Source organism: Serratia entomophila, assembly GCF_021462285.1.
GTDB classification, from domain to species: Bacteria; Pseudomonadota; Gammaproteobacteria; order Enterobacterales; family Enterobacteriaceae; genus Serratia; species Serratia entomophila.
The window spans coordinates 4,472,997-4,495,676 of the sequence record NZ_CP082787.1 but is presented as its reverse complement, the minus strand read 5'-3'; the positions used below and the strand labels follow the sequence as shown (position 1 = coordinate 4,495,676).

The 22,680-nt window shown below is 60.8% G+C and carries 24 protein-coding genes; 15 read left to right on the top strand and 9 right to left on the bottom strand.

Annotated elements, in window-relative coordinates; translation table 11 throughout:
- Nucleotides 1–18: 18 nt before the first annotated feature.
- Complete coding sequence (locus KHA73_RS21600) at nucleotides 19–1,401, bottom strand: MFS transporter (RefSeq protein ID WP_234586610.1); 1,383 nt, start codon at nucleotides 1,399–1,401, stop codon at nucleotides 19–21.
- A 370-nt stretch (nucleotides 1,402–1,771) separates the two neighbouring features.
- Between KHA73_RS21600 and ubiC the strand changes: the two genes are divergently transcribed.
- Together ubiC and ubiA are read left to right on the top strand one after the other, a co-directional pair.
- Complete coding sequence (ubiC, locus tag KHA73_RS21595; protein WP_234586609.1) at nucleotides 1,772–2,287, top strand: chorismate lyase; 516 nt, start codon at nucleotides 1,772–1,774, stop codon at nucleotides 2,285–2,287.
- Between the two features lie 17 nt (nucleotides 2,288–2,304).
- Nucleotides 2,305–3,177, top strand: a complete 873-nt coding sequence (ubiA, locus tag KHA73_RS21590) for a 4-hydroxybenzoate octaprenyltransferase (RefSeq protein ID WP_234586608.1) — start codon at nucleotides 2,305–2,307, stop codon at nucleotides 3,175–3,177.
- 60 nt (nucleotides 3,178–3,237) lie between these two features.
- Here the strand turns inward: ubiA and plsB are convergent, their stop codons facing one another.
- Complete coding sequence (gene plsB / locus KHA73_RS21585; protein WP_234586606.1) at nucleotides 3,238–5,703, bottom strand: glycerol-3-phosphate 1-O-acyltransferase PlsB; 2,466 nt, start codon at nucleotides 5,701–5,703, stop codon at nucleotides 3,238–3,240.
- A gap of 149 nt (nucleotides 5,704–5,852) precedes the next feature.
- Here plsB and KHA73_RS21580 point away from each other — a divergent pair, with 149 nt between their 5' ends.
- The 4 genes from KHA73_RS21580 to KHA73_RS21565 all read left to right on the top strand — a co-directional run bounded on the left by KHA73_RS21580 (nucleotide 5,853) and on the right by KHA73_RS21565 (nucleotide 8,946).
- Nucleotides 5,853–6,221 carry a diacylglycerol kinase gene (locus KHA73_RS21580; RefSeq protein ID WP_234586604.1) on the top strand — a complete coding sequence of 123 codons (369 nt, stop codon included), beginning with the start codon at nucleotides 5,853–5,855 and terminating at the stop codon, nucleotides 6,219–6,221.
- Nucleotides 6,222–6,322: 101 nt separating this feature from the next.
- Nucleotides 6,323–6,931 carry a transcriptional repressor LexA gene (lexA, locus tag KHA73_RS21575; RefSeq protein WP_061799187.1) on the top strand — a complete coding sequence of 203 codons (609 nt, stop codon included), beginning with the start codon at nucleotides 6,323–6,325 and terminating at the stop codon, nucleotides 6,929–6,931.
- Between the two features lie 151 nt (nucleotides 6,932–7,082).
- Nucleotides 7,083–8,420, top strand: coding sequence for an MATE family efflux transporter DinF (gene dinF / locus KHA73_RS21570; protein WP_234586603.1), 1,338 nt, complete (start codon nucleotides 7,083–7,085; stop codon nucleotides 8,418–8,420).
- Nucleotides 8,421–8,736: 316 nt separating this feature from the next.
- A complete protein-coding gene (locus tag KHA73_RS21565) occupies nucleotides 8,737–8,946 on the top strand; it encodes a CsbD family protein (RefSeq protein WP_234586601.1) in 210 nt (69 codons plus the stop codon).
- A gap of 101 nt (nucleotides 8,947–9,047) precedes the next feature.
- Here KHA73_RS21565 and zur read toward each other — a convergent pair whose 3' ends face one another.
- The 4 genes from zur to KHA73_RS21545 form a co-directional block, all read right to left on the bottom strand.
- The gene (zur, locus tag KHA73_RS21560) at nucleotides 9,048–9,560 is read right to left on the bottom strand and encodes a zinc uptake transcriptional repressor Zur (RefSeq protein WP_234586599.1); all 513 of its coding nucleotides are present in this window, start codon (nucleotides 9,558–9,560) and stop codon (nucleotides 9,048–9,050) included.
- An 85-nt stretch (nucleotides 9,561–9,645) separates the two neighbouring features.
- On the bottom strand, nucleotides 9,646–10,395 hold the full coding sequence (locus KHA73_RS21555) for an anti-sigma factor family protein (protein ID WP_234586597.1): 750 nt from the start codon (nucleotides 10,393–10,395) through the stop codon (nucleotides 9,646–9,648).
- Nucleotides 10,392–10,892 (bottom strand): RNA polymerase sigma factor, encoded by a 501-nt coding sequence (locus tag KHA73_RS21550; RefSeq protein WP_314725584.1) that lies wholly within the window; start codon nucleotides 10,890–10,892, stop codon nucleotides 10,392–10,394. The genes KHA73_RS21555 and KHA73_RS21550 overlap by 4 nt, the downstream gene beginning before the upstream one ends.
- 38 nt (nucleotides 10,893–10,930) lie before the next feature.
- Entirely contained in the window at nucleotides 10,931–11,464 is a 534-nt protein-coding gene (locus tag KHA73_RS21545) for a tetratricopeptide repeat protein (RefSeq protein WP_234586595.1), read from the bottom strand.
- A 199-nt stretch (nucleotides 11,465–11,663) separates the two neighbouring features.
- Here KHA73_RS21545 and dusA point away from each other — a divergent pair, with 199 nt between their 5' ends.
- Nucleotides 11,664–12,674 (top strand): tRNA dihydrouridine(20/20a) synthase DusA, encoded by a 1,011-nt coding sequence (gene dusA, locus KHA73_RS21540; protein ID WP_234586593.1) that lies wholly within the window; start codon nucleotides 11,664–11,666, stop codon nucleotides 12,672–12,674.
- Nucleotides 12,675–12,830: 156 nt separating this feature from the next.
- Nucleotides 12,831–13,049, top strand: a complete 219-nt coding sequence (gene pspG / locus KHA73_RS21535; protein WP_234586591.1) for an envelope stress response protein PspG — start codon at nucleotides 12,831–12,833, stop codon at nucleotides 13,047–13,049.
- A gap of 301 nt (nucleotides 13,050–13,350) precedes the next feature.
- Here pspG and KHA73_RS21530 read toward each other — a convergent pair whose 3' ends face one another.
- Nucleotides 13,351–14,334, bottom strand: a complete 984-nt coding sequence (locus tag KHA73_RS21530; RefSeq protein WP_234586590.1) for a quinone oxidoreductase — start codon at nucleotides 14,332–14,334, stop codon at nucleotides 13,351–13,353.
- A 180-nt stretch (nucleotides 14,335–14,514) separates the two neighbouring features.
- On the opposite strand from KHA73_RS21530, the gene dnaB reads away from it, so the two are divergent.
- On the top strand, nucleotides 14,515–15,939 hold the full coding sequence (gene dnaB / locus KHA73_RS21525) for a replicative DNA helicase (protein WP_061799178.1): 1,425 nt from the start codon (nucleotides 14,515–14,517) through the stop codon (nucleotides 15,937–15,939).
- 17 nt (nucleotides 15,940–15,956) lie between these two features.
- A complete protein-coding gene (gene alr / locus KHA73_RS21520; RefSeq protein ID WP_234586588.1) occupies nucleotides 15,957–17,036 on the top strand; it encodes an alanine racemase in 1,080 nt (359 codons plus the stop codon).
- Between the two features lie 44 nt (nucleotides 17,037–17,080).
- Here the strand turns inward: alr and KHA73_RS21515 are convergent, their stop codons facing one another.
- Entirely contained in the window at nucleotides 17,081–17,848 is a 768-nt protein-coding gene (locus tag KHA73_RS21515; RefSeq protein WP_234586586.1) for a transporter substrate-binding domain-containing protein, read from the bottom strand.
- Nucleotides 17,849–18,063: 215 nt separating this feature from the next.
- Here KHA73_RS21515 and KHA73_RS21510 point away from each other — a divergent pair, with 215 nt between their 5' ends.
- The 5 genes from KHA73_RS21510 (at nucleotide 18,064) to maa (ending at nucleotide 21,394) form a co-directional block, all read left to right on the top strand.
- On the top strand, nucleotides 18,064–18,531 hold the full coding sequence (locus KHA73_RS21510) for an Lrp/AsnC family transcriptional regulator (protein ID WP_234586584.1): 468 nt from the start codon (nucleotides 18,064–18,066) through the stop codon (nucleotides 18,529–18,531).
- A gap of 82 nt (nucleotides 18,532–18,613) precedes the next feature.
- Entirely contained in the window at nucleotides 18,614–19,807 is a 1,194-nt protein-coding gene (locus KHA73_RS21505; protein ID WP_234586583.1) for an amino acid aminotransferase, read from the top strand.
- 126 nt (nucleotides 19,808–19,933) lie between these two features.
- A complete protein-coding gene (locus KHA73_RS21500; protein ID WP_234586581.1) occupies nucleotides 19,934–20,350 on the top strand; it encodes a secondary thiamine-phosphate synthase enzyme YjbQ in 417 nt (138 codons plus the stop codon).
- A gap of 4 nt (nucleotides 20,351–20,354) precedes the next feature.
- Complete coding sequence (locus KHA73_RS21495) at nucleotides 20,355–20,708, top strand: MmcQ/YjbR family DNA-binding protein (RefSeq protein ID WP_234586579.1); 354 nt, start codon at nucleotides 20,355–20,357, stop codon at nucleotides 20,706–20,708.
- Nucleotides 20,709–20,836: 128 nt separating this feature from the next.
- Nucleotides 20,837–21,394: a maltose O-acetyltransferase gene (gene maa, locus KHA73_RS21490; RefSeq protein ID WP_272496161.1), complete on the top strand. Its 558-nt coding sequence runs from the start codon at nucleotides 20,837–20,839 to the stop codon at nucleotides 21,392–21,394.
- A gap of 33 nt (nucleotides 21,395–21,427) precedes the next feature.
- Here the strand turns inward: maa and KHA73_RS21485 are convergent, their stop codons facing one another.
- On the bottom strand, nucleotides 21,428–22,480 hold the full coding sequence (locus KHA73_RS21485) for an NAD(P)-dependent alcohol dehydrogenase (protein WP_234586577.1): 1,053 nt from the start codon (nucleotides 22,478–22,480) through the stop codon (nucleotides 21,428–21,430).
- Nucleotides 22,481–22,680 lie beyond the last annotated feature (200 nt).

Sequence of the window (22,680 nt, the reverse complement as noted above, 5' to 3'; positions counted from 1 at the left end):
GAGTCCTGTTCGCCTCAATTACACCGCGTCCTGCGGCAGATTGAGATCGCGGCCGCGGGTTTCAGGGGCAAAGAAGGTGGTGATTAAGCCTATGGCCGCCATTACAACAAAATAGCAGGCGACAGGCCACCAGTGACCAAAGCCGGACAGCAGCGCGGTGGCGATCAGCGGCGCGGTGCCGCCGGACAAAATCGAGCCCAGCTCCTTGGCGAACGCCATTTTTGAATAGCGGTTCTTCACGCCGAACAGCTCCACGCCGTAGGCCGCCTGCACGCCGAAAATGCCCAGCGACGCGATGCACATGCCGACCACGATCACCGAGATGACGATGGCCGGTTCGCGGCTGTCGAGCAACCAGAACGCCGGGAAGGCGTACAGCACCAACAGCAGGCAGAACCAACGGTAGGTGACGCGGCGGCCGAAACGATCGGAGAGCCAGCCGGCCAGCGGGATCACCAGGAACCCGCACAGCGAGGCGATCAATACCGCCAGCGCCGGTACCGACTTGTCGACCATCAGCACTTTGGCGACGTAACCGACGATAAAGCCCTGGCACAGGTAAGAGGGGCCATTTTCGCCGATGCGCAGGCCGAGCATCACCCAAAAGGCCTTGGTGCGCTGCAGGTAGCTGCGGTGGTCCTCCGGCGCGGCGGCGGCCTCCAGCATGCGCTGGTGGTTCTGCTGCAGCTCGCGTTCAAATACCGGCGTTTCCCGCACGTGGCGGCGCAGATACAGCGCGGCGCCGGCGATCAGAATACTGGCGAGGAACGGAATGCGCCAGCCCCAGCTCATCAGGTCTTCCTTATCCAACTGCAGCACCAGCAGCCAGACCAGCGAGGCCAGCAGGGTGCCGCTGTTGGAACCGATGGCGATGATCGAGGCCACCAGCCCGCGGCGCTTGGCCGGCGCGTATTCCGCCAGCATCACCGCGCCGCCGGAAAGCTCGGCGCCGGCGCCGAAGCCCTGGGCGAAGCGCAGTATCACCAGGCAGGTGGGCGCCCAGACGCCGATTTGCGCATAGGAGGGGATCAGGCCGATCAGCGTGGTGGAGACGCCCATCAGCGCCACCGTGGTGATCAACACCACGCGGCGGCCTTTGCGATCGCCTATCCAGCCGAACACCAACGCGCCGATCGGCCGCGCGACGAAGCCCACGGAGTAAGTGGCGAAGCTGGCCAGCAGCGCCACCATCGGGGTGGCTTCGGGGAAGAACACGTCGCCGAACACCATGCCGGCCGCCAGGCCGTACAGCGCAAAGTCGACGTATTCCATGGCGGTACCCAGCCAGCAGGAGAAGGTGGCGCGCCAAAACTGGCTGCGCCCCTCTTTGGTCGCCAGGCGTTCCTCGGCCGCCAATGTATCCTCGGCGGCCTGCGGGGTAGCAAGCGTTGTTTCGCTCATTGTATTGATATCCTCTGTTTTGCTGCAGTGAGTTCCCTGGTGTCGGCAAGAAGGTTTGCTGACGAAAATGTCGGACAAATGGCGATTCAACGCTGCGATATCAGCTTATCTACGCGCGTAGATAAAACAACGCAACGAAGACGAAACTATGCAGGAGATCACAGAATCACCGCTGTACCGGCACCTGACGTTAGAGAAAACAGATGGCAAAAAGATGACAGCCCGGGCCTTTTTTATCGCTGAACAACCCGTTCGGACCCCACGAATCAGCCTGCCGCTTTTGCAATTCTGCGTTACAATGGAGGCCTGTTAACAGTTTGTATCGTCTGGCGCGGCACGCAGCGTGCGGCCTCAGGCGTGGAGTAGAGCAATGTCTGGCAATAGGGGCTCCATCCTGCCGCCGCTTGAGTGGTTATCCGATCGACATCCGCCGCCGCCCGCCGCCGTCAGCGACTGGCTGATGGAATTAGGCTCCATGACCCGCCGTTTTGAACGCCATTGCGCGCGGGTGCACGTTGAACCGCAGCGCGAATGTTTCGTCACCCGCGACGAGTTGGGGGAAGAGGCGGAACATCTGCCCGCCAGCCCGCGCTACTGGCTGCGCGAAATCGTGCTGTTGGGCGACAACCGGCCCTGGCTGCTGGGGCGCACGGTGATCCCGCAGGAAACCCTGACCGGCCCCGATCGGGCGCTGGTGGATCTGGGCACGTTGCCGCTGGGGCGTTATCTGTTCGGCAGCGGGGAACTGACCCGCGATTATATTCATATCGGCCGGCAGGACGCGCTGTGGGCGCGCCGCTCCCGTTTGCGGTTGGCGGGCAAGCCGCTGCTGCTGACCGAGCTGTTTTTACCGGCTTCGCCGCTGTACGCAGCGGATCCCGCTTAGAGAGGAGAGGAAAGACCTTGGAGGGAAGCGTGACTCAAAGTAAATGGCGGGCTTACAGCCATCTGATGCGCATCGATAAACCGATCGGCAGCCTGCTGCTGCTGTGGCCGACGCTGTGGGCGCTGTGGTTGGCCGGGCAGGGCGTGCCGCCGTTGTCGATCCTGCTGGTGTTCGTGCTGGGGGTGTTCCTGATGCGCGCCGCCGGCTGCGTGGTGAACGACTACGCCGATCGTGCGGTCGACGGCCACGTGAAGCGCACCGCCGGGCGGCCGATGCCGAGCGGCCGGGTGAGCGGGAAAGAGGCCAAGGTGCTGTTCGTGGTGCTGGTGCTGATCTCGTTTGGCCTGGTGCTGACGTTGAATGCCATGACCATCTGGCTGTCGCTGGCGGCGCTGGCGCTGGCCTGGGTTTATCCGTTTATGAAGCGGGTGACCAACCTGCCGCAGTTTGTGCTGGGCGCCGCCTTCGGCTGGGGCATTCCCATGGCCTACGCCGCGGTCAGCGAAGCGCTGCCGCTGAGCTGCTGGCTGCTGCTGCTGGCCAACATCTGTTGGACGGTGGCCTACGATACGCTGTATGCGATGGTGGACCGCGATGACGACCTGAAAATCGGCGTTAAATCCACCGCCATTCTGTTTGGCCGCTATGACAAGCTGATCGTCGGGCTGCTGCAGTTCGCCACCCTGCTGCTGCTGCTGTGGGTCGGTTATCTGGCGCAGCTGGGCGGGGCGTTTTACTGGTCGCTGCTGCTGGCGGGCGCGCTGTTTATCCATCAGCAGAAGCAGGTAGCCACCCGCGAGCGCGAAGCCTGCTTCAAGGCGTTCTTGCACAATAACTACGTCGGGCTGGTGGTGTTTATCGGCATCGCGCTGAGTTATTTGCCGGCTTAAGCGCCGGGGGCAATAAAAAAGGCACCCGAGGGTGCCTTTTGCATTTCTGCTCTGCGCGGCTCAGCCTTCTTTCTCTTCCTCGGCCGCCGCCTCAGGCAGCGCATCGGTTTCCGCCGGCATGCTGACGCTTTCGATGGTCAGCTTGATCTCCGGGGTGATCAGATCGCTCAGCATGTTGTACACCTCGAGGGTGTGCTCGCGGATCGCATCGCCGATGTCGTTGATGTAGCCCTCTTCACGCAGCGTCGCCACCAGGGTGGAGAACACCGCCTTGTCGAAGAACTCCGGCGCGTTGATGCCGTGCAGCACCGACAGGCGCTGCGCCATGATGCGGCTCTCTTTCTCCAGCGCGCCGCGGTTGATGCTCGGGTTGGCGCTGAGGATCGACATGGTGATGGCGTAGCGCTGCAGCGTCTCGCGCACGCCGGCCGCCAGCAGCTGCAGCGGGCGAATGCGCGCCGGGTTCAGCACCAGGTCTTCGCCTTTGTCGCAGATCAGCTGTTGGCGGATCATTTCGCCGATCAGCGGCTGCAGCACTTCCTCCAGCTGCTCCTTGTCGTTGTGCAGGAACAGCTCGGCCTTCAGCATCGGGTAAATCAGGCCGATCTGCCGCAGCAGCTCGCTGCGCGATACCTGGCGGTGATGCATCACGATGGTGGCGATCAGGGAAGGCAGCACCAGCAGGTGATGGATATTGTTGCGGTAATAGGTCATCAACACCGCCTGCTCGCGCGGCAGGATGATGATATCGCCGATGTTGTCCTTCTCCACCTCGAACTTGTTCATGTTCAACGCGTGATCCAGCAGCTGGTCCGGCGTCTGGGTCGGCACCGTGACGTCATGCGCGTATGGCACGTTGCGCATCAGCTGCAGATAGCATTCCAACTGTTCGAGCAGCTGCTCGCGGGTCAGCGAACGCTGGCGGGAGGCCAGCAGCGCGGTACAGCACAGGTTCATGGCGTTGGCGGCGGCGGCATTGTTGATGCGCACCATGATTTTGGCCGCCAGATCGTTGACCGTCGGCGTCAGCCAGCTTGGGCGCTGGGCTTCGATCGGGTCGATCGCTTCACGCCACTGCGGCACGTGCTGGTTCAGATAGGCGGTCAGCGGCAGCGGATCGCCGAAGTTGACGTAGCCCTGGCCCAGGTTGCGCAGTTTGCGCAGGCCGCGCAGCATCTGCAACAGGCTCTCTTTTTCCTTGGTGGCGCCGCGCAGCTCTTTGGCGTAGGTGCCCACTTCCATCACGTGCTCGTAGCCGATGTAGATCGGCACCAGGGTGATAGGGCGGGCGCCGCCGCGCAGCATCGCCTGGATGGTCATCGACAGGGTGCCGGTCTTCGGTTCCAGCAGACGCCCGGTGCGCGAACGGCCGCCTTCGACGAAGTATTCCACCGAATAGCCGCGGGTAAACAGCTCGCCGAGGTATTCGCGAAACACCGTGGAGTACAGCTTGTTGCCCTTGAAGGTGCGGCGGATGAAGAACGCGCCCAGGCGGCGGAAGATCGGCCCGGCCGGCCAGAAGTTGAGGTTGATGCCGGCCGCGATGTGCGGCGGCACCAGGCCCTGGTGATACAGCACATAGGACAGCAGCAGGTAGTCCATGTGGCTGCGGTGGCAGGGCACGTAGACTATCTCGTGGCCGTCCTGCGCCAGCTGGCGCACGCGCTCGGCGTTGGTGACGTTGATGCCCTGGTACAGCCGGTTCCAGGTCCAGCTCAGCACGCGGTCGGAGAGGCGCACGGTCTCGTAAGAGAAGTCGGCGGCGATCTCTTCCATCAGCGCGATGGCGTTCTGCTGGGCTTTCTCGTGGGAAATTTTCTTGCTGCGCGCTTCGTCCTCGACCGCTTTTTCGATAGCTTTGGAGGCCAACAGCTTATTGAACAGATCCTGGCGCGCCGGCAGGCTTGGGCCGACCGCGGCCAGGCGCTGGCGCGAGAAGTGCATGCGCGCCACGCGCGCCAGTTTCTGCGCGATGGATTTGTCCGTGCCGTGTTCGGTGGCCATGCTGCGCAGCGAAACGGTATTGGAGAAGCGCACGAAGCTGTCGCGGCCGAGCCACAGCACGGCGAAGAATTTCTGCACGCCGTTCAGCAGGCGCAGGTGCGGAGTGCCGTGGCCTTCACGCCCCGGCGAACGGCCGAACATCACCGAAACCGGCAGCATCTGGATGTCGAGATCCGGGTTGCTGCGGTGCAGATCCAGATAGTCGTGGAACAGCTTGACCGACTCTTCCTTCGGCGTGTAGTAGCGGAACACGCGCGGGCCGTCGTGGATAAACACGTGGCTCGGCAACACCGTGCCGTCGATCTCCAGCGGGTTGAGGGGGTCGGGCAGATCCTGCGCCAGGCACTGGGTGCGCAGCGTCAGCAAATCCGCCTTGGAATTATAAGGCAAAACATACAAAATCGGCCGTGAGGGATCCAACCCTAACTCCGTCACCGGGTCTGAAGGGATAACCTTACTTCTTACCAACAATTTGAGTGGTAAATTCAATAATTTATAATAAATTTTACGCCAACCTGACATAACAACGTGAAGCCTCTTGTTAGCAATGCGCCGCAAGCATACCAGAAACCGGGTAGCAGATCTGTGGTGTTGGAAAACCGAGAGCCGATAGCGTTGACCGATCCGGGCTCTTTTTATTATGACTTACCTCTGAGAAAGGCACTGAAAACATGGCGAACCAAGCAACCGGCCTGACCCGTATTATTAAAGCCGCCGGCTACTCTTATAAAGGACTTTCTGCCGCCTGGCAGCACGAGGCGGCGTTCCGTCAGGAGCTGGTGGCGACCGTGCTGGCTATCATACTGGCGATTTGGCTGGATGTGGGTGCGATAGCGCGCATTTTATTGATCGGATCCGTAGCGCTGGTGATGATCGTCGAGATCCTGAACAGTGCGATCGAGGCGGTGGTAGACCGCGTCGGCAGCGAATACCATGAGCTGTCCGGCCGCGCCAAGGACATGGGGTCGGCGGCGGTGTCGCTGGCGATCCTGCTGGCGCTGTTCGTCTGGGGCTCGGTGCTGTGGCAGCACTTCGCCTGAGCGGAACGCTAATCCCTGATTTTTATTCATTCTTCGGTTCCCAATCCGAGCTTACCTGTATATACTCACAGCAAGACTGTATAAACAAACAGGGGGGCGGAATGAAAGCACTAACTACCAGACAGCAAGAGGTCTATGATCTGATTCGCGATCATATTTCGCAGACGGGCATGCCGCCGACGCGTGCCGAGATCGCCATGCGTCTGGGGTTCCGCTCGCCAAATGCCGCAGAAGAGCACCTGAAGGCGCTGGCGCGCAAAGGGGTGATCGAGATCGTTTCCGGCGCGTCACGCGGCATTCGCCTGCTGATGGAAGACGAAGAGGGTTTGCCGCTGATCGGCCGCGTGGCCGCCGGCGAACCGCTGCTGGCCCAGCAGCATATCGAAGGCCACTACAAGGTGGATCCTTCCCTGTTCAAACCGAACGCGGACTTCCTGCTGCGGGTCAACGGCATGTCGATGCGCGACATCGGCATTCTCGACGGCGATCTGCTGGCGGTGCACAAGACGCAAGACGTGCGCAACGGCCAGGTGGTGGTGGCGCGCATTGAAGACGAAGTCACGGTCAAACGCCTAAAAAAACACGGCAACGTCGTTGAACTGCTGCCGGAAAACAGCGAATTCCAACCGATCGTGGTCGATCTGCGCCAGCAGAATTTCACCATCGAAGGTTTGGCGGTTGGCGTGATCCGCAACGGCGACTGGATTTAACCGCCGCGCCCGAACGCTTGCGCCCTGATTTAAATCGCCCCAGCCTTGGGGCGATGTCATTTCTGATTCAATGTAATACCCAGGAAATTTCAAGACGTAGCCAACACGGCGGCAACTTGAACAGGAAGGGTATTCACGGGAACATTTCACCATGCGCCTGATTTCCGCCTTCACCAGCGACACCGATAAAGCCCTGTGGCGTCTTGCCCTGCCGATGATTTTTTCCAATATCACCGTGCCGCTGCTCGGGTTGGTGGATACCGCGGTGATCGGCCATCTCGATAGCCCAACCTATCTGGGCGGCGTGGCGATCGGCGCCATGGCCACCAGCTTCCTGTTTATGCTGCTGCTGTTCCTGCGCATGAGCACCACCGGCCTGGCCGCTCAGGCGCTGGGGGCGCAGAACCCGCAGGCGCTGGCGCGCGCCTTTATGCAGCCGCTGCTGTTGGCGGGGCTGGCCGGGTTGGCGATTGTGCTGTTGCGCCAGCCGCTGATTGATTTGGCGCTGGGGATCGTCGGCGGTAACGCCGAAGTCCTGCAGCAGGCGCGGCTGTTTCTCGAGATCCGCTGGCTGAGCGCCCCGGCGGCGTTGGCCAATATGGTGATCCTCGGCTGGCTGCTCGGCGTGCAATACGTGCGCGCGCCGGTGATCCTGCTGATCGTCGGCAACCTGCTGAACATCGCGCTGGATATCTGGCTGGTGATGGGGCTGGGCTGGAACGTACAGGGGGCGGCGACGGCGACCGCTATCGCCGAATACGCCACGCTGCTGCTCGGGCTGTGGCTGACGTGGCGCGTGATGCGCCTGCGCGGCATCTCACTGCCGATGCTGCAACAGGCCTGGCGCGGCAACCTGCGGCGCCTGCTGGCGCTGAACCGCGACATCATGCTGCGTTCGCTGTTGCTGCAGCTGTGCTTCGCCTCTTTGACCATTTTTGGCGCGCGGCTTGGCAGCGAAGTGGTGGCGGTGAATGCGGTGCTGATGAACCTGCTGACCTTCACCGCTTACGCGCTGGACGGCTTCGCTTACGCGGTGGAGGCGCATTCGGGCCACGCCTATGGCGCCCGTGACGACCGCCAACTGAGGAAGATATGGCGCGCCGCCTGTCGGCAAGCCTGTTTGGTAGCCTTGGCCTTTGGCGCGGTTTACGCCGTTGCCGGGCAGCAGATCGTGGCGGCGTTAACCTCGTTGCCCGAGCTGCGTGAGTTGGCCAGCCATTATCTGCCGTGGCAGACGGTGCTGCCGCTGGTTGGCGTATGGTGCTATTTGCTGGACGGCATGTTTATCGGCGCTACCCGTGGGGCGGAGATGCGCAACAGCATGGCGGTGGCGGCGGCCGGTTACGGATTGACGCTGTTCAGCGTGCCGCAGCTGGGCAACCACGGGCTGTGGCTGGCGCTGGCGGTATTCCTTTCGCTGCGCGGCCTGTCTCTGGGCTGGCTCTGGCATCGCCACCGGGTGCGCGGCAGCTGGTTTGCGGCAAGATAGCTCCATGTTCTTACCGTTTATTTATTAGATTTTCTTATGTTTTTATTTATATTCTGTTACATGTCATCAGCGTCAATTGGGTCAGGTTAGTTTCTTGTTTAATGGCGTTTTTTTCTAATATTTAATTTTAATATGGGTTTTTATTCTGGTTTTTTTATATTTACCGTTATCTGTGGCTACAATTAATCATGTGGCTGGCGAAATGAGTTGGGATTTGGCGCTCCTTTGGTCAACGTAAAAGACCATAAAAATTTCTTGGTTACACGCCTTGCCTGCCGCATCTAAAACTGATTCACCATGGGTTAACGGAGAGACTATGAACAAAGATCAAGCCGACGGTAACTGGAAGCAGTTGAAAGGGAAAGTGAAGGAACAATGGGGCAAGCTGACCGATGACGACCTGGCGGTTATTGAAGGGAAGCGTGAACAGCTTGTCGGTAAAATCCAGGAGCGCTACGGCTACCAGAAAGAGGCAGCCGAGAAGGAAGTGAAGTCCTGGGAAGAGCACAACAAGCATCGCTGGTAGCGCGATCGGCCGCAGCGGATTGCGGCCATGAGTTGCTATTGACGGTCTGGCGTCCCCCCTTGGCGCCATGGCCGCAGGTACAGGGAAGTACCTAACTCCGCTTATTTCTTCTTGATGGTGATGCTGTGGTCGTGTTCACCGCAATCATGCTTGCTGTCACAGGCTTCAACTTCAACGCATCCTGCGCACAGGCCATGGGCTTCCACTACGCTATGGCGCAGCGCAAACCCTGACTCTTTCGCCAGCTTTTGCAGCGTGTCTTCCACGCCCTCGGTGGTACGCTCGGTCACTTGCCCGCAGCGATCGCAGATAAACAGCGCGGAGGTGTGCATCGGCTGTTCAAAATGGTGGCACAGCACATAGCTGTTGGCCGATTCTACCCGGTGGATAAACCCTTGCTCCAGCAGGAAGTCCAGCGCGCGGTAGACCGTTGGCGGCTTGGCCTGCGGTTCGACGACGCGCAGCAGATCGAGCAGGTCGTACGCGCTGATGGCACCGGGCTGCTGCGCCATCAGGCGCAACACTTCCAGCCGCTGCGGCGTCAATCGCACATTGCGTTGCTGGCAGAGTTGTTCAGCCTGCGCCAGCAGCTTTTCCTGGGTGGTTGAGTTCATCGCAAATATCCCGGTACGTAAAAAAGCCGATTTTAACATGATTACGGCGAATCGCCGAGAGTTGCCCGCCAGCTTGAGTCGCGCCTCAGGCCGCCAGAGCGCGGCGCAGCTGCACCGCCAACGCGTCCATTTCCGCCGGTGGATTATGGCCAATCAGCATAAAGGCATGCTCCCCGTCGGACCAATAAACCACGTTCATGCCCTGACGCCGCTCGCGCTCGGCTGCTTCAACCGGGCCTGGCCGCTGGATGATGCACAGCGCCAGCGGGCCATACTGTGCGTCCAGCCAGGTGAGCTGGGCGATGCGATGGTCGTCGTAGGCCAGCAACCGGGCATTTTTCAGCGTGGCGCCACCCAACAGCAGCCTTTCCTGCGGCAACGCAATGCCTAACCTGTCACCGGTATGCTGCAGTTGATTGCCGATGTTTTGCGGCGTGGTGTCGATGTCCGCCAGCGTTTCCGGGGTGTACAACGCCATATATTGCGCCACCAGGCTGCGCCAGTTTTCCTCCGGCCGGCCGATCAGCAGATAGGCGCGATCCGCCGCGGCGCCCAACGCCAGGAAACCGACGGCGGCGGCAATCAGGCCGCGGCGGCTGACGCCGGTTGAACGAGGTTGCTCCCAGCCGGCCCGCAGTCGTTCAATCGGCGCTTCGTCGAGCAAGGGCGCAAACGCCTGTTTGAACGGCAGGCTGCTGCGCGCCAGCAGTGTCAGCCGCTCGGCCAGCGCCGGCTCCTCAGCCAGACGCCGATCGAGGTCTTGGCGCTGCTGCGGCTCCAGCTGATTATCCAGATAGGCGACCAGCAGCTCGTCCGTCACGGAGTAGGGGGTCATGATCGTTCTCCTTTTGACTGCGGAGCGCGGGTTTGCAGCAGAGGATCGCCGGCCAGCGTCAGGCGCGCGGCGGCCAGACGGCTCATGATGGTGCCGACGGGCACCGCCAGCACCTCGGCGGCCTCCCGGTAAGAAAGCTCTTCCACATACACCAGAAACAGCGCGTTGCGCTGCGCTTCCGGCAGCCGCTTAACCCGCTGCATCACTTCATTGGCCCAGATGGGGTCTTCGCCGTTTTCCGCGCCGGCCAGTTGGTCGGCGTCGACAAAGCCTTGCCCCTGGCGAATATGCCGGGCGCGGATCTCATTGAGCCAGATGGAGTGCAAAATGGAAAACAGCCAGCGGTCCATCCGCGTGCCCGGCGTAAACTGGGCGGCGCGCTCCAGCGCCCGTACGCAGGTCGACTGCACCAGGTCATCGGCGATATCCCGTCGGTGTGACAGCACCAGCCCATAGCGCCACAGGCGCGACAGGTATCGGCCAAGCTCATTGCGTATCGCGTCGCTGCTGATAGTCACCTCCGGGCGGTGCAGCCTCAGGATTCGGGGTGATGATCGATGGCCGCAGCCAGGTCGCGATATTCTTCGCAGCCGGTGCCGCACAGCGATCGAATCACCTGCAGCTGCTCTTTGGCCAGGTCCGGGCGGCCTTTTACCATATAGGCCTCACCCAGATACTCGCGCACCTTAGGATATTTGGGATCGAGCGCCACTGATTTTAAATAATAGCCGATGCCTTCATCGGTGCGGCCGAGCTTGCGGGTGGCGTATCCCCGGTAATTCAGCGCAACGGCGGTGTTGGGATCCCGCAGCTGATTGAGCACGTCGAGCGCCTCCTGATAGCGGCCGCTTTTTGCCAGCGCATAGGCGTAGTTGGCGCGGTCGCTATCATCGATCATGCTGCTCTTGTCCACCATGCAGGTCTTGGTTTTGCTGTCGTATATCTGGCCTTTCGGGCAGGTTGGCGTGGTTTGGCCGCTGCTGTCGCCGCCCATCGCCAGGGCCGCGCCGGAAAATAACAGTGCGCCGGCGAACACCGGCAGCAGCAGAGGTTTAACGAAGCTGTTCATGGTTGTTTCCTCGTGGGAAGGGGCGCGAAAGGCGCCCATATCGAGAGAACACCCGGGCGGACGAATTTATTCATTTTTTATTCTTTTTTCTTCGGCAGCACGGCGCTTTGCCCAACGGCGCCGATTGTCGTTATAATAGCCGTTTGCGGCAGCACGCCGTTCGTTGAACCCAGACAGACTCAGGTAGCCAGTAACCCGCATGACGAAAGACAACCACGCCCCAACCTACGCCGCCAATCGTTTCTCCATCGCGCCGATGCTCGACTGGACCGATCGTCATTGCCGTTACTTCCATCGCCTGCTGACCAAGGAAACGCTGCTGTACACCGAGATGGTGACCACCGGCGCGATTATCCACGGCAAGGGCGACTACCTGGCCTACAGCGAAGAAGAACATCCGGTGGCGCTGCAGTTGGGCGGCAGCGATCCGGCGGCGCTGGCGCACTGCGCCAAACTGGCGGAGCAGCGCGGCTATGACGAGATCAACCTCAACGTCGGCTGCCCGTCCGATCGGGTGCAGAACGGCATGTTCGGCGCCTGCTTGATGGGCCAGGCGACGCTGGTCGCCGACTGCATCAAGGCGATGCGCGACGTGGTGTCGATTCCGGTCACGGTCAAGACGCGTATCGGCATCGACGAGCAGGACAGCTACGAATTTCTGTGCGACTTCATTGCCACCGTCGCCGGCCGCGGCGAGTGCGACATGTTCACCATCCATGCGCGCAAGGCCTGGCTGTCCGGCCTCAGCCCGAAAGAGAACCGCGAAGTGCCGCCGCTGGACTACCCGCGAGTCTATCAGCTGAAGCGCGACTTCCCGGCGCTGACCATCGCCATCAACGGCGGCGTGAAAACGCTGGAAGAGGCGCGGCAGCACCTGCAGCACCTGGACGGCGTAATGATGGGCCGCGAGGCCTACCAGAATCCGGGCATTCTGGCGCGGGTCGACGGCGAATTGTTCGGCGCGTCAGCCGAAGTCAAAGACAGCGTGGCGGTTATCGAGTCGCTGTATCCGTACATCGAGCGCGAGCTGTCCAACGGCACCTACCTGGGCCATATCACCCGCCATATTCTCGGCCTATTCCAGGGCGTGCCGGGCGCGCGCCAGTGGCGTCGCCACCTGAGCGAGAACGCCCACAAGCCGGGCGCCGACGTGCGGGTAGTGGAAGCGGCGCTGGATCTGGTGCGCCTGCCGCGCACCGAGATGGCGTAATTGGTAAATAATTTGACTAACAGTTAGTCTTTTTCACCAGGCATGCTGCACCCTGCGGCATGCCTGCCTCGACATTTCAATCGGTTAGCTCTCGCGCCGTTCTGGCACGCTTCTTGTAATACCTCTGCAGATACCTTGTTTTGCGAAGGAGCAATCATGTTAGAACTCTTCTTTCTCGTTGGCTTTGTGGCGATGCTGCTGGTAACCGGCATTTCGCTGCTGGGCGTGTTCGCAGCGCTGCTGGCGGCGGCGGCCTTTATGCTGTTGGGCGGGCTGTTCGCCGTGGTGTTCAAGCTGCTGCCGTGGCTGATTCTGGCGGTGGTGGGCGTGTGGATCTACCGTTCTATGCAGAAGCCGCAGATCAGACGTTACTGATTTTTCGTTGAATAATCAGACAGTCGCAATGAAATTCACGTGCTGGTTTGCGTGACGAATGCGGCGGCGATCACAGCCTGGCGTTTTAAATGCGCACGCGGCACATAAAGCGTGTTTTTTGCTTTTGGCGGCTGTTAGGATACTTGCCGATGCAGTGATGCGGCCAATTTCATCACCGCGAGAGACAATCCACTACTAGCGTTGCTCAAGCAACCCCCTGTCTCTGGCGAACTCTGCTCTACCCCTACAAAATGCAGTAACTGAAAGGGCTCCGTAAGGAGCCCTTTTCTTTGGTTGCTCATCAGGGGATCAGCAGGCTGGAGCCGCTGGTGCCGCGGCTTTCCAGCACCTGGTGCGCGCGCTGCGCGTCGGCCAGCGCGAATTTTTGCTGTTCCTTCACTTCCACCTTGATGGCGCCGCTGCCGATCAGTGAGAACAGCTCATTGCTGGCGTACTGCAGCTCGTCGCGGTTGGTGATGTAACCGTTGAGGGAAGGGCGGGTAACGTACAGCGAGCCCTTCTGGTTCAGCAGCGCCAGATCGACGCCGGTCACCGGGCCGGAGGCGTTGCCGAAGCTGACCATCAGGCCGCGCCGCTTCAGGCTGTTGAGCGAAGCCTGCCAGGTGCTTTTCCCGACCGAGTCATACACCACGCCCACTTTTTCGCCCTGCGTCAGCTCCGCCACCCGCTGGGCGATATCTTCCTGGTGATAATTAATGGTCGCCCAGGCGCCGGCCTGTTTGGCCAGCGCGGCCTTTTCGTCCGAGCCGACGCTGCCAATCAGCCGGGCGCCGAGCGCCTTGGCCCACTGGCAGGCAATCAGCCCGACGCCGCCGGCGGCGGCATGGAACAGGAACACTTCACCGGGCTGCACTTCGTGAGTCTGGCGCAGCAGATAGTGCACCGTCAGCCCTTTCAGGAACGAGGCGGCGCCCTGTTCAAAACTCAGGTTGTGCGGCAGCAGCGCCACTTTCTCTACCGGCACGTTGTGGATCTCGCTATAGGCACCGAGCGCCGATTGCGCGTACACCACCCGGTCACCCGGTTTTACCGCGCTGACGCCGGCGCCGACCTTGACCACCACGCCGGCGGCCTCGGTGCCCAGCCCGCTCGGCAGGCTGGCGGGGGCATACAGGCCGCTGCGCACATAGGTGTCGATATAGTTGATGCCGATCGCCTTATTCTCGACCTGCACCTCGCCCGCTGCCGGATCAAGCGGCGTGAAATCAACGTATTGCAGCACTTCTGGGCCACCGGTGGCGGAGAATTGAATGCGCTTTGCCATGTCATTACCTCGTTGGGGTGTCTGATTTCACCCTATTCTTTTTAGTATCGGAGATCCAGTTTGCCCGCGCCGGGTTCAATACCTTTTTTGCATCGGTTATGTCGCAAGAATCACGAATAAAAATCACGTATACTCTCGCGTCAGGATCCTTCATTCGCAACCGGATAAAGAATACGCTTCATGGCAGGAAAAAAACCAACCAACAGAACAAACGCTGACGAAGCCAGAGAACGGCCACGAGATCGCCAGATGGAAGGGCTGAAGATGCCGCCGCATTCGCTGGAGGCCGAGCAGTCGGTGTTGGGCGGTTTGATGCTGGACAACGAACGCTGGGATAACGTGGCGGAACGCGTGGTCGCCAACGACTTCTTCAGCCGCCCGCACCGCCTGATCTTTACCGAGATGCAGCGGCTGCTGGAGATGAGCAAGCCAATCGACCTGATCACCCTGTCTGAATCATTGGAACAGAAGGGCGAGCTGGATTCGGTCGGCGGCTTCGCCTATCTGGCCGAGCTGTCGAAAAACACCCCGAGCGCCGCCAACATCGGCGCCTATGCCGATATCGTGCGCGAACGCGCGGTGGTGCGCGAGATGATTTCGGTGGCCAATGAGATCGCCGACGCCGGTTACGATCCGCAGGGGCGCAGCAGCGAAGACTTGCTCGATCTGGCGGAGTCGCGGGTTTTCCAGATTGCCGAAAACCGCGCCAGCAAGGACGAAGGCCCGAAGGGTATCGAACGCATCCTGGAAGACACCGTCTCGCGCATCGAGCAGCTGTATCAGCAGCCGCATGACGGCGTGACCGGGGTGGATACCGGCTATCAGGACCTCAACAAAAAAACCGCCGGCCTGCAAAAATCCGACCTGATCATCGTCGCCGCCCGTCCGTCGATGGGTAAAACCACCTTCGCGATGAACCTGTGCGAACACGCCGCGATGACGCAGGAAAAACCGGTGCTGATCTTCAGCCTCGAGATGCCCGGCAACCAGATCATGATGCGTATGCTGGCGTCGCTGTCGCGCGTCGACCAGACGCGCATTCGTACCGGCCAGCTCGATGACGAGGACTGGGCGCGCATTTCCAGCACCATGGGCATCCTGCTGGAGAAACGCAACATGTACATCGACGATTCCTCCGGCCTGACGCCAACCGAAGTGCGCTCCCGCGCGCGCCGCATTTTCCGCGAGCACGATGGCCTCAGCCTGATCATGATCGACTACCTGCAGCTGATGCGCGTGCCGGCCCTGTCCGACAACCGTACGCTGGAGATAGCCGAAATTTCCCGCTCGTTGAAAGCGCTGGCGAAAGAGCTGCAGGTGCCGGTGGTGGCGCTGTCGCAGCTGAACCGAAGCCTGGAACAGCGCGCCGACAAACGCCCGGTCAACTCCGACCTGCGTGAGTCCGGCTCCATCGAGCAGGACGCCGACCTGATTATGTTTATCTACCGTGATGAGGTTTATCACGAGAACAGCGATCTGAAAGGCATCGCTGAAATTATTTTGGGTAAGCAGCGTAACGGCCCGATCGGCACCGTGCGCCTTACCTTTAACGGCCAGTGGTCGCGCTTCGACAACTACGCGGGGCCGCAATACGATGACGAATAATCCCTTAAGGAACTGAAATGAAAGCGGCAACCGCTGTAATCGACCGCCGCGCTCTGCGACATAATCTGCAACAGGTGCGCCGCCAGGCGCCGCAAAGCCGCCTGATTGCCGTTGTGAAAGCAAACGCTTATGGACACGGCCTGCTGGAAACAGCCCATACCCTGCAAGACGCCGACTGCTACGGCGTGGCGCGCATCGGCGAAGCGCTGATGCTGCGCTCCGGCGGCATCGTCAAACCCATCCTGCTGCTGGAAGGTTTTTTCTCCGCCGAAGACCTGCCGATATTGGTGGCGAACAACATCGACACCGCGGTGCACTGCATCGAACAGCTCGAAGCGCTGGAGCAGGCCGAGCTGGCGCGGCCGGTGCCGGTGTGGATGAAGCTGGATACCGGCATGCATCGCCTGGGCGTGCGCCCGGAGCAGGCCGAAGCCTTCTACCAGCGGCTGTGCGCCTGCCGCAACGTGGCGCAGCCGGTCAATATCATGAGCCACTTCAGCCGCGCCGACGAACCGGAGTCCGATACCACCCTGAAGCAGATCGCCTGCTTTGAACGGTTTGCCCGCGGCAAACCGGGACAGCGTTCGATCGCCGCTTCCGGCGGCACCCTGCTGTGGCCGGACGCGCATAACGAGTGGGTGCGCCCGGGCATTATCCTGTACGGCGTTTCGCCGCTGGATAACGCCAACGGCAGCCAGCACCAGCTGCAGCCGGCGATGACGCTGAAGTCCAGCCTGATCGCGGTGCGCGAACACCAGGCCGGCGAGTCGGTCGGTTACGGCGGCACCTGGGTGAGCCCGCGCGACACCCGGTTGGGGGTGGTGGCGATGGGCTACGGCGACGGCTATCCGCGCAGCGCGCCAACCGGCACGCCGGTGTGGCTGAACGGGCGCGAAGTGCCGATTGTCGGGCGGGTGTCGATGGACATGATTTCGGTCGATCTCGGGCCGGACGCCGGCGACAAGGTCGGCGATGAAGCGGTGCTGTGGGGCAGGGAACTGCCGGTTGAACGCATCGCCGCCTGCACCGGCATCAGCGCCTATGAACTGATCACCAAACTGACGCAGCGCGTGGCGATGGAATACATCGGCGATTGAGCCGCCGCCGGGGCCGGTTCGCACCGGCCCCGTTAATCACGGCGTTACTTCTTCGCCGCCAGCCAGTTATCGATAATCTTCTGGTACTCGCCGGTCGCCTTGGCCAGGTGCAGCCATTGATCCACATAGAGTTTCCAACTTAAATCGTCGCGTGGCAGCATGTAGGCCTTCTCGCCGTATTGCATCGGCTTTTTAGGGTTGACCGCGCACAGCTTCGGATAGCGCTTCTGCTGATACAGCGCCTCGGAGGCGTCGGTGATCATCACGTCCGCCTTGCGGTCCACCAGCTGCTGGAAAATGCCGACGTTATCGTGGGTCAGCGTCAGTTTGGCCTTCGGCAGGTAAGCGTGCACGAAGGCTTCATTGGTGCCGCCCGCCGGTTCCAGCAGGCGCACCGACGGCTTGTTGATCTGCTCGATGGTGCGGTATTTCTTCACGTCGGTGCAGCGCACCAGCGGGATCTTGCCGTCGGTATCCAGCTTGTCGGCGAAGAATACCTGCTTTTGCCGCTCCAGCGTCACCGAGATGCCGCCCATGGCGATGTCGCACTTGCCGGAGACGAAGTTCGGCGTCAGGGTTTTCCAGCTGGTTTTCACCCATTTCACCTTGGCGCCCAGGCTTTTGGCCAGCGACTCGGCCATATCGATGTCGATGCCTTCATAGCTGCCGTCTTCTTTCTGAAAGGTATAAGGCTTGTAGTCGCCGGTGGTGCACACCTCCAGCGTGTTTTGCTGCAGCACCTTGTCCAGATGCGATTGGGCGCCGGCGCCCCCGGCGACGGCCAGCAGGGCCAGAGGGAGTAACTTTTTCATCAATATTCCTTTTTATACATTCGTGGTTTTATGCGTTACTTAGCCGTTAATTGTTGTTTGCTTGCATGAGTTACCCGTTTTTTATGCCGTTAACCGGCGAAAATGCCCGGCGTTGCTGCTGCGCACTTCATAACCGCCGTGGGCCGTTGTCGGCAAAGGCAAAAAAGCTGATAGGCTGTAACGTCAACATTTATTAACACAGTTTACAGGTGGCTATGTACAACATTGACGATTTTGATATGAAAATCCTGACGCTGTTACAGGCCAACGGTCGCCTGACCAATCAGGAGCTGAGCGAGCTGGTGGGATTGTCCGCTTCCCAATGTTCGCGGCGGCGCATCAGCCTGGAGCAGGCGCAGCTGATCCGCGGTTATCACGCGCGGCTGGCGCCGGAGGCCGTTGGTCTGGGGCTGGTGGGGCTGATCGAGGTCAGCCTGATTAGCCACGCTCAGGAGCAGATCGGCAGTTTCCATCAGATGCTGGCAGAGGCGGACGCCATCCTCGACGCCTATAAAACCACCGGCGACGCCGACTATCTGCTGAAGGTGGCGGTGGCGGACCTGCCGGCGCTGAGCGACTTTATCAGCCAGACGCTGTTGCAGCATAAAAGCGTGGCGCACGTCAAAACGGCGGTGGTGCTTAACCGGATCAAAGAAAATGGATTATTGCCGGTTGCGAGATAAAGCTAAAACCGCAGGCGGTTTTGCGTCTATATTAGGAACGTAACGCTGTGCCCAAACCACAATAATCCAGGAGAATAACCCCGTGTTCCAGAACGTTGACGCCTACGCCGGCGATCCTATTCTGTCGCTGATGGAAAAATTCAAAAAAGACCCGCGCGCGCACAAGGTGAACCTGAGTATCGGCCTGTACTACAACGAGCAGGGCATCATCCCGCAGATGCAGGCGGTCGCTGCGGCGGAAGCGCAGTTGAACAGCGTCGAGCATGGCGCCTCGGTTTACCTGCCGATGGAAGGGCTGCAGCCTTATCGCACCGCGATCCAGCAGTTGCTGTTCGGCGCGCAGCACCCGATGCTGCAGCAGGGGCGCATCGCGACCATCCAGACCGTCGGCGGTTCCGGCGCGCTGAAAGTGGGCGCTGACTTCCTGAAAAGCTATTTCCCGGATTCGCAGGTGTGGGTCAGCGATCCCACCTGGGAAAACCACGTCGCCATCTTTGGCGGCGCCGGTTTCAAGGTGAATACCTATCCGTATTTTGACGCCGAAAGCCTGGGCGTGAAGTTCGACGCCATGCTGAGCGCGCTGCAGCAGCTGCCGAAGCACAGCATCGCGCTGCTGCATCCGTGCTGCCACAACCCGACCGGTTCGGACCTGACCCCCGCCCAGTGGGATAAGGTGGTCAAAGTGATTGCCGATCGCGAGCTGATCCCGTTCCTCGACATCGCCTACCAGGGCTTTGGCGGCGGCATGGAGCAAGATGCCTACGCCATCCGCGCAATCGCCGCGGCGGGGCTGCCGTGCCTGGTGAGCAACTCGTTCTCGAAAATCTTCTCGCTGTACGGCGAACGCGTCGGCGGCCTGTCGGTGGTGTGCGAGAGCGAAGAGGCGGCCGGGCGCGTGCTGGGCCAGCTGAAGGCGACCGTGCGCCGCAACTACTCCAGCCCGCCGAACTTCGGTGCGCAGGTGGTGGCCAAGGTGCTGAACGACGCGCAGCTGAAAGCCCAATGGCTGGACGAAGTGGAGAATATGCGCACCCGCATCCTCGAGATGCGCAAAACGCTGGTTGAGGCGCTGAAAAGCGCGCTGCCGCAGCGCAACTTCGACTACCTGCTGGAACAGCGCGGCATGTTCAGCTACACCGGCTTCAGCGCGGCGCAGGTTGACCGCCTGCGCGAAGAGTTTGGCGTTTACCTGATCCACAGCGGCCGCATGTGCGTGGCCGGCCTGAACCACAACAACGTGCATCAGGTAGCCGAGGCATTTGCCGCCGTGCAGTAAAGCCTGTTAGGGTTAACTGAAGTTCGCAAAGGAGCGATAGCGATATCGCTCCTTTTTTGTTGTCGGTTTGCCGCCGCAGTTGCCGCAAATCGGATAGAGAATATACTGATTGAGGGGCGCTCACTCATGTGGCATCAGCAAACGCTTATCCTCAGCGCTAAAGCGCGTGGTTTTCATCTGGTTACCGAAGAGATAGTCGACCAGTTAACCCACTTACACCGCCTGCAAACCGGCCTGCTGCATCTGTTGTTGCAGCATACCTCGGCCTCGCTGACGCTCAACGAGAACTGCGATCCCAGGGTGCGAGCCGATATGGAGCAGCATTTCCTGCGTCAGGTGCCGGAAAACGCACCCTATCAGCATGACTACGAAGGGCCGGACGACATGCCGGCGCACATCAAATCCTCGTTGCTGGGCACGTCCCTGACGCTGCCGGTCAGCCATGGGCGGTTGATGCTGGGCACATGGCAGGGCATTTGGCTGGGGGAGCACCGCATCCACGGCGGATCACGCCGTATTGTGGCCACGTTACAGGGGGAGTAAGCCAATGAATAACACCGCATTGCTGGAGTACTGCATGGCGAAGCCGGGCGCGGAACAGAGCGACCAGAACCAATGGCAGGCCAGCCAGATCAAGGTCGGCGACGTCATGTTCGCCATGGTGTGCGAAGTGCAGGGCCGGCCGGCGCTGGCGGTAAAATCCAGCCCGGAACTGGCGGAAAGCCTGCGCGAGCACCATCCGGAAATCGTCGCCTGCGACGGCCTGAACAAGGCGCACTGGAATACGGTGTTTCTCGACGGCAATCTGCCTAACTCGCAGTTTTACACCCTGATCGACAGCTCCTACCAGCTGGTGCTGGAAGGGCTGCCCGAACATGTGCGCCAGGAGCTGCGCACCTGATCTCATTTCCTCTGTTTGCCGCTGAAACTGTGATCGCTGATGCGTATTGGGAACGTTCCCGTTTTATTGGCTCACCGAAAAAGTTAGGCTGATGCACAGATAATCGGCCTGAAAAAAGGATGCCGCGAATGAGCATGAGCGAAGAAAAACGCAGGATGATTGCCGGCGAGCTGTATGACGCCGGGGATGCGCTGCTGCGCAGCGAACGCAAGCGGGCGCGCCAGCTGGTGCATCATTACAACCACTCGTCGCCGGAAGAGGGCGAGCAGCGCAAAGCGTGGCTGGGCGAGCTGCTGGGGCGCTACCAGGGCGGCACTATCGAACCGACCTTCCGCTGCGACTACGGCTACAACATTTATCTGGGCAAGAACTTCTACGCCAATTTCGACTGCGTGATCCTCGACGTGTGCGAAGTGCATATCGGCGATAACTGCCTGCTGGCGCCGGGGGTGCATATATACACCGCCACCCATCCGCTGGACGCCGAGACCCGCGTCGGCGGGGCGGAGTTCGGCAAGCCGGTAAGGATAGGCGATAACGTGTGGATCGGCGGCCGGGCGGTGATCAACCCTGGGGTGACGCTGGGGGATAACGTGGTGGTGGCGTCCGGCGCGGTGGTGACCAAAGACGTGCCGGCCAATTGCGTGGTGGGCGGCAACCCGGCGCGCGTCATCAGGCAGCTGTAAAAAAACGGGCGCCGCAGTGGGCGCCCGTTAGCGTCAGGCCCGCAGTGAATCGATATCCACCACGAAGCGGTACTTTACGTCGCTTTTCAGCATGCGTTCATAGGCTTCGTTGATCTGCTGCATCGGGATCAGCTCGATATCCGAAGTGATGCCGTGTTGGCCGCAGAAGTCCAGCATCTCCTGGGTTTCCGCAATGCCGCCGATCAGCGAACCGGCGATGCGGCGGCGCTTCATGATCAGGTTGAACACCTGCGGTGACGGATGGTCGTGCTCCGGCGCGCCGACCAGCGTCAGGGTGCCGTCGCGGCGCAGCAGGTTGAGGAACGGATTGAGATCGTGCTGGGCCGCCACCGTATTGAGGATGAAGTCGAAACTGTTGGCGTGCTGCGCCATCTCTTCCGGGTTGCGGGAAATCACCACCTCATGGGCGCCGAGCCGTTTGGCGTCTTCGATTTTCGACGGCGAGGTGGTGAACAGCACCACGTGCGCGCCCATCGCCCGCGCCAGTTTAACCCCCATATGCCCCAGCCCGCCCAGGCCGACGATGCCGACCTTTTTCCCCGGGCCGGCGCCCCACTGGCGCAGCGGCGAATAGGTGGTGATGCCGGCGCACAACAGCGGCGCTACGCCGGCCGGATCGAGATTGGCCGGCACCCGCAGCACGAAGTCCTGATCCACCACCATATCGGTGGAGTAGCCGCCGTAGGTGACGGCGCCGGTCTGGCGATCCTGGCCGTTATAGGTGCCGGTAAAGCCGTTCTCGCAGTATTGTTCCAGCCCTTCCTCGCAGCTTGGGCAGCTGCGGCACGAGTCCACCATGCAGCCCACGCCGACCAAATCGCCGACCTGATAAGCCGAGACGTGGCTGCCGACGGCGCTGACGCGGCCGACGATCTCGTGGCCCGGCACCACCGGGTAAAGGGTGTTGCTCCATTCGTTGCGGGCCTGGTGCAGATCCGAGTGGCAGACGCCGCAGAACAGCACCTTGATTTGCACGTCGTGGTCGCGCAGGGCGCGCGGCTGATAATCGAAAGGCACCAGCGCTGACTTCGCGTCATGCGCGGCATAGGCATGCGTAATGTTCATGGTCACTCCAGTCATCTGTGGATGGGGGATAAGTCATTGCCGGCAGCAGGGCGCCGGTGAGACGCGGCCTGAATGATGCAGGTGGCCGCCGAGGGAACATTGATGATAAAAGGAGCGAGCGAGGAGGGAAATGCCTGAAAATGTCGAAATCTTGCCTGTTTCTGTTCAATGCAAGCGAAACGGGTGAAAGCGCGGGCCGT